The organism is Streptomyces sp. NPDC002092, assembly GCF_053593775.1.
The window spans coordinates 65,578-78,662 of the sequence record NZ_JBSFDG010000010.1; the positions used below are offsets into that span (position 1 = coordinate 65,578).

Here is a 13,085-nt window from a genome sequence, read left to right on the forward strand (position 1 = left end):
GTCCGATTCTGTCCACGCCATGGCCGGACAGGGCCAGATCACCCGAAGTTGCCACCCAAATGAGTGACAACCTCCAGGCCATCCGCATTTATGCAGGTAGGGAGCATATTCACAGGGGGAACTGTGGCGCCCCTTCAAGGGGCGCGGGGCTGTGTTGGATGTGCGGCTACCGCCGCGTGGGCGCGACCAGCCACAACCAACCCGCAGCCGCCAACGAACAACAGCCCCCCGCCTCTTGGGCGAACGAACTAACCCCGAAGCACCGCTCCCGCACGCTCGCCCGCGAGGGCAACCGCCGCATCCCGAGCCGCAGACGCCTCGTCAACGGTCAGGGTCCGGTCCGGCGCCCGGAACCGCAGCGCATACGCCAGCGACTTCTTCCCCTCACCCAACTGCTCGGCGTTCTCATAGACGTCGAACAGCCGGATGCCCTCCAGCAGTTCACCCGCCCCGTCCCGCAGCGCAGCCTCAACCTCGGCGTGCGGCACGAACTTGTCGACGACGAGCGCGACATCCTGCGTGGCCACCGGGAACGTGGAGATGCCCGGCGCCTGCGGGGTGTCGTTGCCGACCTGCTCCAGCACATCCAGGTCGATCTCCATCGCACTGGTGCGCTCGGGCAGCCCCAGGGACTTCACCACCCGCGGGTGCAGCTCACCCGCGTGCCCGACCACCGTCTCCGTGCCGTCGACGACGACCACGAGTTCGGCGCAGCGACCCGGGTGCCACGGACCGTACTGACCCTTGCGGACGATCAGTTCGGCTCCGGCCTCCCGCGCGGCGACGCGCCCCGCCTCGACCGCGTCGGCCCAGTCCGCCGGACGGCCCTTGCCCCACCAGCCGGCCTGCTCGCGGGCGCCGGCGAGGACGACGGCGACGTGGCGCGGCTGCTCCGGCAGCGCGGCGTTCAGCTCGGCGATCTCCTCGTCGGTGGGACGCCGGTCGACGGGCAGGGCCACGGCGGTCTTCTGCTCCTCGCGCGGAAGGAACACCAGCCCGGTCTCGAACAGCGCGAGGTCGTGCGAGCCCCGGCCGTTGTTGCGCCGCAGGGCACCCAGCAGGCCCGGCAGCAGCGACGTGCGGAGCGCGGGCTCCTCGTCGCTGAGCGGGTTGGTGAGCTTCACCACGCGGCGGCCGGGGTCGTCGGCCTCCAGCAGCAGCTGGTCGAAGACCTGCTCGCTGACGAAGGGGTAGTTCGGCGCCTCGACATAGCCCGCCCCGGCCAGCGCGCGGCCGACCCGGCGGTGCAGCCGCTGCCGGTGGGTGAGGCCACGGCCCGAGGGGAGCTTGGGCAGGGTGGAGGGCAGGTTCTCGTAGCCCTCCAGGCGGATGACCTCCTCCGCGATGTCGTTGACCTCCAGGAGGTCGGGCCGCCAGGACGGCACGGTGACGATCAGCTCGTCCTGCCCGTACACGTCGCAGCCGATCTCCTGCAGCCGCCGTACGACGGTCTCGCGGCCGTAGTCGACGCCCGCCACCTTGTCCGGGTGGTCGGCCGGGACGGTGATGGTGTGCGGGGCGGACGGCGTGATGACCTCGGTGACACCGGCCTCGGCGGTGCCGCCCGCGAGCAGCACCAGCAGGTCGACCGTGCGCTGTGCGGCGGCGGCCGCGGCCTGCGGGTCGACGCCGCGCTCGAAGCGGCGGGACGCCTCGGAGGACAGCTTGTGGCGGCGGGCCGTGCGCGCGATGGAGACCGCGTCGAAGTGCGCGGCCTCGATCACGACGTCGCTCGTCGAGTTCTCGGTGTCGTCGTGGTCGGCGATCTCGGTGTTGGCGCCGCCCATGACGCCCGCGAGGCCGATGGGACCGCGGTCGTCGGTGATGACGAGGTCCTCGGCGTCCAGGGTGCGGGTGACGCCGTCGAGCGTGACGAGCTTCTCGCCCTGCTCGGCGCGGCGCACCCCGATGGTGCCCTGGACCAGCGAGCGGTCGTAGGCGTGCAGCGGCTGGCCGAGCTCCATCATCACGTAGTTGGTGACGTCGACGGCGAGCGAGACCGGGCGCATGCCGACCTTCTGCAGCCGGCGCTGCAGCCAGATCGGGGAGCGTGCCTCGGGGCTGAGCCCGGTGACCGTGCGCGCGGTGAAGCGGTCGCAGCCGAGCGGGTCGGAGACCTGCACCGGGTAGCCGAACGCGTTCGGGCCGGGTACGTCGATCAGGGCCGGGTCGCGCAGCGGCAGGCCGTAGGCGATGGCGGTCTCGCGGGCGACGCCGCGGATGGACAGGCAGTCGCCGCGGTTGGCGGTGACGGCGATGTCCAGGACCTCGTCGACGAGTTCGAGCAGCTCGATGGCGTCCTTGCCGACCTCGGCCTCCGGCGGCAGCACGATGATGCCGTGCGTGCCGTCGTCGCCCATGCCCAGCTCGTCGCTGGAGCAGATCATGCCGTGGGACGTCTTGCCGTAGGTCTTGCGCGCGGAGATCGAGAAGCCGCCGGGCAGCGTGGCACCCGGAAGCACGACCACGACCTTGTCACCGACGGCGAAGTTGCGGGCGCCGCAGACGATCTCCTGGGGCTCGCCGGTGCCGTTGGCCTGGCCGACGTCGACGGTGCAGAAGCGGATCGGCTTCTTGAACTCCGTCAGCTCCTCGATGGTCAGCACCTTGCCGACGACGAGCGGGCCCTTGAGGTCGGCGCCGAGGTGCTCGACGGTCTCGACCTCGAGCCCCGCCGAGACGAGCTTCTCCTGGACGTCACGGCCGGTTTCCGTCGCCGGCAGGTCGACGTACTCCCGCAGCCAAGAAAGCGGGACCCGCATCAGATCTCCATCCCGAACGGCCGGGTGAACCGGACGTCACCCTCGACCATGTCTCGCATGTCCTCGACGTTGTGGCGGAACATCAGCATCCGCTCGATGCCGAACCCGAAGGCGAACCCGCTGTACTTCTCCGGGTCGACGCCGCAGGCGGTGAGCACCCGCGGGTTGACCATGCCGCAGCCGCCCAGCTCGATCCAGCCTTCGGAGGAGCAGGTGCGGCAGGGGCGGTCGGGGTTGCCGACGGACTCGCCGCGGCAGACGTAGCACACCATGTCCATCTCGGCCGACGGCTCGGTGAACGGGAAGAAGTTGGGCCGCAGCCGTGTCTTCATGCCCTCGCCGAACAGGGACTGGACCATGTGGTCCAGGGTGCCCTTGAGGTCGGCCATGGTCAGGCCCTCGTCCACGGCGAGCAGCTCGACCTGGTGGAAGACGGGGGTGTGCGTGGCGTCCAGCTCGTCGGTGCGGTACACCCGGCCCGGGCAGATCACGTACACCGGCAGCTCACGATTGAGCAGCGAGCGGATCTGGACCGGCGAGGTGTGGGTGCGCAGTACGACACCGGACTCGGTGCCGCCCTTGAGGCCCTCGACGAAGAAGGTGTCGTGCTCGCCGCGGGCCGGGTGGTCCGGGCCGATGTTGAGGGCGTCGAAGTTGAACCACTCGGCCTCGATCTCGGGGCCCTCGGCGACCTCGTAGCCCATGGCCACGAAGACGTCCTCGATGCGCTCCGAGAGGGTGGTCAGGGGGTGGCGGGCGCCGGCCGGTACGCGGTCGTACGGCAGCGTGACGTCCACCGACTCCTCGACCAGCACGCGCGCGTCCCGCTCGGCCTCCAGCTCGGCCTGGCGGGCGCCGAGGGCCTTGTTCACGGCGCCTCGGGCCTGGCCGACCAGCTTGCCGGCGGCGGCCTTGGCGTGCGGGGGCAGGGCGCCGATCTCGCGGTTGGCGAGGGCCAGCGGGGAGGTGCCCCCGGTGTGGGCGACCTTGGCCTCCTGGAGCGCGTCGAGGGAGTCCGCGGCGGCAAAGGCGGCGAGCGCCTCGTCCCGCATGCGCTCGATCTCTTCCGGTTTCAACGCCTCGACCTCTACAGGGTCGTACGACTTATTCGGTGCCGACATCTCTTCCCGTGCTTCCGATTGGCTGGCTGAAGGTCCCCGTCACCGACTCACACAGAGGTCAGAGGGCCGTCCATGGGACACAAAGGTGCCAAAGGCCGAGTCTAACGGGGTGGAGGGCCGCTGCCGGACCGGGCGTCCGATCAGCGTGCGGCGTCCGGTGCCGTGCAGCGCAAGGCGCCGGAAGGTCCTCGTAGCGGAGCTACTAGGGGCTTCCGGCAACGCGGCGAGGTGCGGTGCCAGACGCCGCACGCCGGGCGCCCGGTCCGGGAGCGGCCCTCAGGTGTACGAATGCGCCCGTGGGCCGCTCTCCGGCTCTCAGGTGAGATACGCCGGGGCCGCCACGGGCAACGTAAATCGGAACTCCGCCCCGCCCTGGGGGCCGCGGCCGACCGTGATGGTGCCGCCGTGGGCCTCGACGATGCCCTTGACGATATAGAGCCCGAGGCCCGTGCCGCCGCGCTTGCTGCCCCGCCAGAAGCGGGTGAAGACGCGGTTCATGGATTCCTCCGGGATGCCGGGCCCCTCGTCGCTCACCGTGACCGACGTGCCGGTGTCCTCGTCCTCTCGGGGGGACTCCGTGGCCGTGATGTCAATCGTGACGGTTCCCTCGCCGTGCCGCACCGCATTTTCCAGCAGGTTGCTGAGCACCTGGTCGATCTTGTCGGGGTCGGCCCACAGCGAGGGCAGCGGCTGTTCGATCCTGAGGAGGAACCGGTCGGCGGGCTGCCCGGCGGCGACGTACGCCTGGATGTGCCGCCCCACGGCCGCCCCGATGTCGACGGGCTGGCGCCGCACCTCCAGCCGCCCGCTGTCGATCCGCGAGATGTCCAGCAGCTCGGCGATGAGCCGGGTGACCCGGTCGGCGTCGGCGTCGACGGTCTCCAGCATCAGCCGCTTCTGGTCGTCGGTGAACCGTTCCCACTTGGCGAGGAGCGTGGCGGTGAAGCCCTTGACGGAGGTCAGGGGCGAGCGGAGTTCATGGGCCACGGTCGCTATCAGCTCGGCGTGGCTGCGCTCGGTGCGGCGGCGGGCCTCGGTGTCGCGCAGCGAGACGACGACGCGGCGGACCGGGCCGGCGGCTTCGCTGCGGACGTACCGGGCCGACACGAGGACCTCCCGTCCACCGGGAAGCAGCAGATTCCGCTCGGGCTGCCGCCGGCGAATGGCGAGCCCGCCGTACGGGTCGGTGAGCTGCCACCAGCGCCGCCCCTCCAGGTCCTCTAACGGCAGCGCCTTCTCCAGCCGCTGTCCGAGGGCGTCCCGGGCGGGGACGGCGGTGATGCGCTCGGCGGCGGCGTTGAAGCAGATGACATGGCCGTGCTCGTCGGCGACGACGAGGCCGTCGGGCAGTTCGTCGGGGTCGATGCCGAGCTCGGCGAGATCGCCGTGCCGGGGCGCGGGCGCGCGCCGCGCGTCCCGTGATTCCCGTGCCCTGCTCGTGCCGACACTCATTCCCCGCAACCCCACCCTTCAGACGGCGCAGGTGGCCCCCGAGCTGGTCACCCTACTAGCTGTCGGTGACGGAACGGCACCCTGTGGAGGCGCGCTGTGCACGGGCCGACGCATACAGACATACGGCGGCCGCGGTGGCCAGGTTCAGGCTCTCGGCCTTCCCGTGGATCGGGACGCGCACCACGGCGTCCGCGAGTGCGCGGGTCTCCTCCGGAAGCCCCCACGCCTCGTTCCCGAACACCCAGGCGGTCGGCCCGCCCATGGTGCCCTTGTCGAGCTCGTCGTCCAGGTCGTCGGTCCCTGCCCCGTCGGCGGCGAGGATCCGCACACCGGCCCGCCTGAGCCCCTCGACCGCCTCCTCGACGGGGACGCCGACGGCGACGGGCAGATGGAACAGCGAGCCCACGGAGGCCCGTACGGCCTTGGGGTTGTAGAGGTCGACGGACGCGTCGGTCAGTACGACGGCCTCGGCGCCGGCGGCATCGGCGCACCGCAGCACGGTCCCGGCGTTTCCGGGGTCCCGCACATGCGCGAGTACGGCGACGAGCTGGGGCCGGGCGGCGAGGATCTCCTCGAAGGGCGTGTCCAGGAACCGGCAGATCCCGACGAGCCCCTGGGGCGTGACGGTGGTCGAGATGCCGGCGATGACGTCCTCGGAGGCGAGGTGCACACGGGCCCCGACGGCCCGGGCCTCCCCCACGAGGTCGGCGTACCGCTCCGCGGCCTCGACCGTGGCGAACAGCTCCACCAGCCCGTGCCCGGCGGCTTCCCGTACGGCCTGCGGCCCCTCGGCCAGGAACAGCCGCTCCTTGCTCCGGAAGTTCCGCCTGGCGAGCCGCCGGGCGGCCAGGACGCGGGGGGAACGGGGGGAGATCAGCTCGGGGGTAACGGGAGGCATCAAGGTCACCTAACTCACTCAACGAAACGGACCCGCGGGCAGCAACCCACGGGTCCGTACAGTCACGTCGGCTCAAGCCAGCGCAGCGAGAAGCGTCACGCCGCCTTGGGGGCGTTGACGTCCGCCGGCAGGGCCTTCTGCGCGACCTCGACCAGCGCGGCGAACGCGGTGGCGTCGTTGACGGCCAGCTCGGCCAGGATCTTGCGGTCGACCTCGACGTTCGCGGCCTTCAGACCCTGGATGAAGCGGTTGTACGTGATGCCGTTGGCGCGGGCAGCGGCGTTGATGCGCTGGATCCACAGCTGGCGGAAGTCACCCTTGCGCTTCTTGCGGTCGTTGTAGTTGTAGACCAGCGAGTGGGTGACCTGCTCCTTGGCCTTGCGGTAGAGGCGCGAACGCTGACCGCGGTAGCCGGAGGCCTGCTCGAGGATCGCCCGGCGCTTCTTGTGGGCGTTGACTGCCCGCTTGACGCGTGCCACTTGTTAACTCCTTGTAGCGGGGCCGTGGTTGGACTCACACGGCCCGGAAACGATTGGGTCCCGGTCCAGACGTACGGCGCTCGGTGGGGCGCCGCTCACGTCACTTGCCGAGAAGCTTCTTGATCTTCGCGGCGTCGCCCGGGGCCATCTCGGCGTTGCCGGTCAGGCGACGCGTCACGCGGGACGACTTGTGCTCGAGCAGGTGGCGCTTGCCGGCGCGCTCACGGAGCACCTTGCCGGAGCCGGTGACCTTGAAGCGCTTGCTGGCACCGCTGTGCGACTTGTTCTTCGGCATAGCGCCGTTCTCTCCTCGTCGGTGGCGCTCCGGTGCCCGGTCGCGAAAACCGGGCACGGTGGAGCGTCGTTCGTGTTTCGGTTACATCCTGGGGACTTGCGTCCCCCGGGATCACGCCTCGGCGGAAGCCTCGGCAGGTGCCTCGGTCTCCACGGAGTCCTCGGTCGCCACGGCATGCTCGGCCTCCGCGGCGTTCTGCGACTTGCCGGGGTTGGCCTTCGCATCTGCCTTGCGGGCTTCCTGCGCCTGGCGGGCCTCGGCCATCGCCTCGGTCTTCTTCTTGTGCGGACCGAGAACCATGATCATGTTTCGGCCGTCCTGCTTCGGGTTCGACTCCACGAAGCCGAGGTCCTGGACGTCCTCCGCGAGACGCTGCAGCAGTCGGTAGCCGAGCTCCGGCCGGGACTGCTCGCGACCACGGAACATGATCGTGATCTTGACCTTGTCGCCCTGCTTGAGGAACCGGACGACGTGACCCTTCTTGGTGTCATAGTCGTGCGGGTCGATCTTCGGCCGGAGCTTCATCTCCTTGATGACCGTGTGCGCCTGGTTCTTGCGCGCCTCACGGGCCTTCATGGCCGACTCGTACTTGAACTTCCCGTAGTCCATGAGCTTGCACACGGGCGGACGGGCGTTCGCCGCGACCTCGACCAGGTCCAGGTCGTACTCCTGCGCAAGCTCCAGTGCCTTGGCCAGCGGGACAATGCCCACCTGCTCGCCACTGGGACCGACAAGTCGCACCTCGGGAACGCGAATCCGGTCGTTGATGCGGGGCTCGGCGCTGATGGATCCTCCTCGGTTAGCACCACACGGCGGTCTGGCGGACAGCCGCGTATGTCTCTTTCGTTAGACCTAACCGCGCCGAAGCATGAAAAATGCCCCGGACGATCACAGGCGGGGCTCCAAAGCACTACCGGAGCACCGCCGCGATGACGCGGGGCGCGCTTTCGGGCGACTCCATCGTCCGTACGGAACGATGGTGGCCGCCTGACCGGGGTGACCCGCCGTCCCTGGGGACGGTCGGGTGGGAGATCGGAGCCTCCACTTGTGGGCCGGACACGCGAGCGTCCAGCCGGTCGTCACACAAGGTTAGCAGCAACCCGGGGGTGGTGCTAACCGGCCCGCACCGGGCCCTATCGTGTGAGGCATGAGTGACACCCCTCCTGAGTCTTCCGAGTCCCCCGCCGACTTCGACGCCATGACCCGCGACATCGCCGAGGTCCCCGCCGTCGAGGTGATCGTGACGGTCGCCGTCAACCTGATGAGCGCCGCCGCGGTGAAGCTCGGTCTGACCGAGGAGGGCGACAAGTACAAGGACCTGGACGAGGCCCGCAAGCTGGTGGCCGCGCTGGCCGGTCTGCTGGACGCGAGCGCGACCGAGATCAGCTCCTTCCACGCGGCGCCGCTGCGCGACGGCCTGAAGTCGCTGCAGCTGGCGTTCCGCGAAGCGTCGATCGTCCCGGACGAGCCGGGTCAGGGGCCGGGCGAGAAGTACACGGGCCCGATCTACGGCTAGCTCCGGGTAGTAAAACAACTACCCCCGTACGTACAAGGGCTCGCCCGGCGGCGTCGCCCCGGCCGGCAGCAGTGCCAGGTCGAGGCCGCGCACCAGGCGGGCCCTCAGTGTTTCGTCGGCGGCGAGGCGTTCCGCGAGGGCGCGGGCGGCCTCGGCGGGTGCGGCGGACTCGTCCAGTACGAGGGCGAGGGTGCCGTCGGCCTGGCCGGGCCCGAGGTGGGCGCGCAGCACGGCGGGCTCGGCGGCGACCGCGGTCCGTACCGCCTCCCGTACGGCGGGGTCGGCGAGCGGGTCGTCCGTCGTACGGCCCTCGGCGAGCGCGAGCAGCGCCGAGCCGGTCAGTTCGAACGGCACCGGCCCGGCCAGGTCCAGCACCACGGTGTCCGCCTTCTCGTGCGCGGCGGCCTGCAGCGCCTGGTGCAGGGGTACGGCGACGGGGCGGGCCGCCGGGTCCCAGCGGGCCAGCGAGTCGGTGGAGGTGAAGGCCGGCAGGGCGGTGCGGGAGCCGGCCTTGAGGGTCGGTACGGCCATGTCGCTGGTCTTCTCGCGGCGCAGCCCGTTCTCGTCCTCCTCGACCTCGCCGAGGACGGCCACCACGGGGACGAGCAGCCGGGCGCCCTTGAGTGCCGCCAGGACGGGGCCCACAGCGGTGCGGTCCTCGGCCCAGGCGGTGAGCGCGGCGGTCAGCCGGGGGTCGGCGGTGCCGTCGTCGTCGGAGAACCCGGGGTCGGGAATGTTCTTGTTCGCCACGGTCACCGACCCTATCGGGCGGATATCGGGGGGATGCTGCTGGGCTTGTGCGGCCCGGGAATCCGCCGGTTCACAGGGTTCACGGCCTTCTCAGATTTCCCTGACGCACATCTGACTTCTGTCTGACGGGACGCACAGTCGCCGCCTCCAGCAATCGCGGGATGGAGTCCGGCACGGGCGCACTCCGGTGCGGGCCCCGTATCGTCCTCGGCGACGGCGTCGGCCTCCACCTCGGGCACGGCGGACTGGAGGGAAACCGTGGAACCTGTGGCGGAGCCGGCGGTGGTGGACCACGACGCGCTGCTGGCCGCGGCCGTGAAGTCGGTGCCCGTCGAGGACGGCGCCGAGGTGTCGGTGGCGGTGCTGGACCTGGACTCGGGCGAGAGCGCCTCGTACGGGGACGGCGCGTTCGACACGGCGAGCATCGTCAAGGTCGACATCCTGGCGGCGCTGCTGCTCCAGACGCAGGACGCGGGCCGGCACCTCACGGCGGACGAGGAGTCGTACGCCACCACGATGATCGAGAACAGCGACAACACCGCCGCCTCCGAGCTGTGGCAAACCATCGGCAGGGCGGAGGGTCTCGACGCGGCGAACGAGCGGCTGGGGCTCAGGGACACCGCGGGCGGCGACGGCATGCTGTGGGGGCTGACGCAGACCACGGCCGCCGATCAACTCACGCTGCTGCAGCAGGTGTTCGGGGACGACTCGAAGCTGAGCGACGCCTCGCAGGCGTATCTGCAGCGACTGATGGGACGGATCGAGGCCGATCAGCAGTGGGGCGTGTCGGCGGCGGCCGACGGCTCGAAGTGGGCGCTGAAGAACGGCTGGCTGCCGCGCAGCACGACCGGGCTGTGGGGCGTCAACAGCATCGGGCGGGTGACGGCCGACGGCCGCGACCTCCTGGTGGCCGTGCTGTCCAAGGGCAACTCGACGCAGGTGAAGGGGATCTCGCTGGTCGAGTCGGTGGCGAAGGCGGCGGTTTCGGCGCCGGCGAGGGGCGCCTCGTCCGCTGCTTCTTCGCCCTCCGCGTCCGTCCCGGAGTGAGGGGCCGGCGAGCTCAGAAGCCGTCGAAGCGTGGGCGGCGGCCGCGCCACAGGACGACAGCCGCGACGAGCAGTACCCCGCCGAGGCTGCCCGCGAGCGGGGCCGCCCAGCCGCTCGTGCCGTCACCGGACTTGGACGCGTCCGGGCCGGGGCCGAAGTACTTCTCGCCGTACGACACCGCCTGCAGGCCCTTGGGCTTGAGGCGGCCTGCGGCCTTGATCGCGGCGGCCGGGTCGATCATGCCGAAGCCGCGGGAGTCGTCGCGGCCGCCGGCGGGAGGGTTGCGGGCGGTGTCCTCGAGGAGCTGCTTGATCTGCGCGGGGGCCAGCCCCGGGTGGGCGGCCTTGATCAGGGCGACCGCGCCCGAGACGAACGCCGAGGCGGCGCTGGTCCCCCAGCCCTCGTAGTACTTGTGGTCGGGGTCGGCGATGACGATCTTGTCGCCGGGGGCGCTCACGGTGGCGTACCAGCGGCGGGTGGAGAACGAGGCGCGGACGCCGAAGCGGTCGACGGCGGTCGCGGCGATGACGCCGGGGTAGGCGGCCGGGTAGGAGACGTGGTCGCCCTTGTCGCCGCCGTTGCCGGCCGAGGCGACGACGGTCACGTTCTTCTTCAGGGCGTACTGGATGGCCTCGTCCTCGGCGGGTTCGGGGTGGGCGGAGGCGGAATCGTCGCCGAGGGAGAGGTTGATGACGTCGGCGCCGTGGTCGGTGGCCCAGCGGATGCCTTCCGCGAGGGCGTTGCCGCGGGTGGAGCGGGCCTTGCCGCGGGCGGTGTCGCCGTCCTCGAGGATCACCCGCACCGGCAGGATCTTCGCCTCGGGGGCGATGCCCATGACGCCGTCGGCGTCGCCGGGGCCGTGTCCGTGCCCGGCGATGATGCCGGCCATGGCCGTGCCGTGCCGGGCCCAGGCCCGGTCCCCCTGCTCGGCCCCGAAACCGATCATGTCCTGGGCGGGCAGGACGTTGCCGACTAGGTCGGGGTGGTCGGCCTCGACGCCGGTGTCGAGGACGGCGACGGTGATACCCCTGCCCTTGGTGATCTGCCAGGCCTGCTGGGTGTGCAGGGCGTCCAGGGCCCACTGCTGGGCGCGTATGCCGTCGGCGTGCGCGACGGTGGACGGCACCAGGGCGAGGGAGGCGGCGAGCAGGACGCTCAGTGCTGCGGTGCGGCGCGTCACGAGGGGTTCTCCGTGGGCGAGGTGACGTCTTTGCGCAGGGCCCGTTCGATGCGGTCGGCGAGGCCCTGGGCCTCGTTGCCGAGGCCTGCCTGGGCGGGGGCCGCGGTGGCGCCGGTCTGGGTGGCCTGCTCGGCGGGGACCGGGGTGTCGACGCTGCGGCCGTCGGCCCAGCCGGAGACGGCGTAGACGACGACGGGGGCGTCGGTGAGGACGGAGACGGTCCAGGAGGCGCGCTGCTTGCTGCCGAAGCGGGCGGCGGCGGTGTTCTTCGCGGCGTAGGGGCGGGGCATGAGGTCGGTGCGGGTGCCGAGGCCCTGGCTCTGGAAGCGTTTGGCGAGGGAGTTCATGGATGCGGTGTCGGCCTCGGTGAAGAGGAGGCCGACGGTGGTGACGAAGCTCTGAGTGGCGTCGGTGTAGGTGGCGCGGAGCAGCCGCTGGCAGCCGACCGGAGCGAGGGCCTTCTTCAGGAGCGGGTCGAAGGCGTCCTTGCAGCCGCTGTCCGGTGCGACGGCGATGCGGGTCCAGGTCCGGTCGGCGCCGCCGGGTCCGGCACCCGTGCCCTGCACGGTGCGCGGGAACAGCTGGTCCACGGGCACGTTGTGCCACAGATCCCCGGCCGCGGCGAACGTGTCCTGGCCGCCGCCGTCCCCGGAGCCGCCGACCAGCCAACTCCCGGTCACGGCCCCGCCGATGAGGCCGAGCCCGAGCACGACACAGGCGGCGACGGCGACGGTGCGCGAACGCACCCGCCCCCCTAGCGGCCGCGGCCGGACCCGCTCGTCGTACCCCTCGGGCTCCCCGAACGACACCACGGGCCGCCCGCCCCCGAGTCCCCCGCCGGGCACCCCCGGAGCACTCCAGGAAAGCGCAGGGTCGGGCCCCAGACCTTCCACCCGGGTGCCAGGCAAGGGCGGCATGGGCGGCGACTGCGATGCGGGGCCGACGCTCGGGCGCGCGGAGGGCATGGGAGGCGTGACCGCGCCGGGGGTCGAGCTCGGGCGGGCAGGCGGCATCGGCATGGACGAGCCGGGCCGACGGGTCGGTTCGGCGGGGTCAGCGGACGGGCGGGGTGGCGGCGCGGCCGTGCCCGGGCGGGCATCCGCCGCCGGCGGGGTGCTGCCGGGACGGCCGGCCGGCTGCGCGGCTGCACCCGGGCGCGCAGGGGGCATGGGCCCGGCAGCCGAGCCGGGGCGCCGCGGCGGATCGACGGGGGCCGGGGGCGTGGTCGAACCGCCAGGGGCCCCCGCCGGACGAGCGGGAGGCGCGGACGCGGCCGACTCAGGCCGGTGCAACGGGCCGGCGGACGGCGCAGACGACGAACCCGACCGCGTGCCCGGACCGGCCGACGCATCCGGACTCGGCGGAACAGCCGAACCAGAACCCGAAGCCGCACGCGCAGAAGGCATCCGACCAGCAGCCGAATCGGCACGGCGCCGCGGATCAGCAGACGGCGACGACGATCCCGACGGCGCACGCGAACCAGCCGATGCATCCGGACTCGGCGGAACAGCCGAACCAGAACCCGAAGCCGCACGCGCAGAAGGCATCCGACCAGCAGCCGAATCGGCACGGCGCCGCGGATCAC

The 13,085-nt window shown here is 71.7% G+C and carries 11 protein-coding genes and 1 pseudogene; 2 read left to right on the forward strand and 10 right to left on the reverse strand.

What is annotated here, in order from left to right:
- Positions 1 to 248: 248 nt before the first annotated feature.
- The 7 genes and pseudogenes from pheT to infC form a co-directional block, all read right to left on the reverse strand.
- On the reverse strand, positions 249 to 2,762 hold the full coding sequence (gene pheT / locus ACWCRD_RS23530) for a phenylalanine--tRNA ligase subunit beta (protein ID WP_450967749.1): 2,514 nt from the start codon (positions 2,760 to 2,762) through the stop codon (positions 249 to 251).
- Entirely contained in the window at positions 2,762 to 3,883 is a 1,122-nt protein-coding gene (pheS, locus tag ACWCRD_RS23535; RefSeq protein ID WP_450967750.1) for a phenylalanine--tRNA ligase subunit alpha, read from the reverse strand. Before pheS ends, pheT begins: the two co-directional genes overlap by 1 nt.
- Before the next feature lie 315 nt (positions 3,884 to 4,198).
- The gene (locus ACWCRD_RS23540; protein ID WP_450967751.1) at positions 4,199 to 5,335 is read right to left on the reverse strand and encodes an ATP-binding protein; all 1,137 of its coding nucleotides are present in this window, start codon (positions 5,333 to 5,335) and stop codon (positions 4,199 to 4,201) included.
- Positions 5,336 to 5,390: 55 nt separating this feature from the next.
- Positions 5,391 to 6,233 (reverse strand): TrmH family RNA methyltransferase, encoded by an 843-nt coding sequence (locus tag ACWCRD_RS23545; RefSeq protein ID WP_450967752.1) that lies wholly within the window; start codon positions 6,231 to 6,233, stop codon positions 5,391 to 5,393.
- Positions 6,234 to 6,328: 95 nt separating this feature from the next.
- Positions 6,329 to 6,712, reverse strand: a complete 384-nt coding sequence (gene rplT / locus ACWCRD_RS23550; RefSeq protein ID WP_004933571.1) for a 50S ribosomal protein L20 — start codon at positions 6,710 to 6,712, stop codon at positions 6,329 to 6,331.
- Positions 6,713 to 6,812: 100 nt separating this feature from the next.
- Complete coding sequence (gene rpmI, locus ACWCRD_RS23555; RefSeq protein ID WP_004933563.1) at positions 6,813 to 7,007, reverse strand: 50S ribosomal protein L35; 195 nt, start codon at positions 7,005 to 7,007, stop codon at positions 6,813 to 6,815.
- Between the two features lie 111 nt (positions 7,008 to 7,118).
- Positions 7,119 to 7,818, reverse strand: a pseudogene (gene infC, locus ACWCRD_RS23560) (translation initiation factor IF-3).
- 336 nt (positions 7,819 to 8,154) lie between these two features.
- Between infC and ACWCRD_RS23565 the strand changes: the two are divergent.
- The gene (locus ACWCRD_RS23565; RefSeq protein ID WP_450967753.1) at positions 8,155 to 8,523 is read left to right on the forward strand and encodes a DUF1844 domain-containing protein; all 369 of its coding nucleotides are present in this window, start codon (positions 8,155 to 8,157) and stop codon (positions 8,521 to 8,523) included.
- An 18-nt stretch (positions 8,524 to 8,541) separates the two neighbouring features.
- On the opposite strand, the gene ACWCRD_RS23570 is transcribed toward ACWCRD_RS23565, so the two are convergent.
- Positions 8,542 to 9,273, reverse strand: a complete 732-nt coding sequence (locus tag ACWCRD_RS23570; protein ID WP_450967754.1) for an SseB family protein — start codon at positions 9,271 to 9,273, stop codon at positions 8,542 to 8,544.
- 153 nt (positions 9,274 to 9,426) lie between these two features.
- Here ACWCRD_RS23570 and ACWCRD_RS23575 point away from each other — a divergent pair, with 153 nt between their 5' ends.
- Positions 9,427 to 10,320 carry a serine hydrolase gene (locus ACWCRD_RS23575; protein ID WP_450967978.1) on the forward strand — a complete coding sequence of 298 codons (894 nt, stop codon included), beginning with the start codon at positions 9,427 to 9,429 and terminating at the stop codon, positions 10,318 to 10,320.
- A gap of 13 nt (positions 10,321 to 10,333) precedes the next feature.
- Here ACWCRD_RS23575 and mycP read toward each other — a convergent pair whose 3' ends face one another.
- Together mycP and ACWCRD_RS23585 are read right to left on the reverse strand one after the other, a co-directional pair.
- Entirely contained in the window at positions 10,334 to 11,500 is a 1,167-nt protein-coding gene (mycP, locus tag ACWCRD_RS23580; RefSeq protein ID WP_450967755.1) for a type VII secretion-associated serine protease mycosin, read from the reverse strand.
- Complete coding sequence (locus ACWCRD_RS23585; protein WP_450967756.1) at positions 11,497 to 12,246, reverse strand: hypothetical protein; 750 nt, start codon at positions 12,244 to 12,246, stop codon at positions 11,497 to 11,499. Before ACWCRD_RS23585 ends, mycP begins: the two co-directional genes overlap by 4 nt.
- Between the last annotated feature and the right edge of the window lie 839 nt (positions 12,247 to 13,085).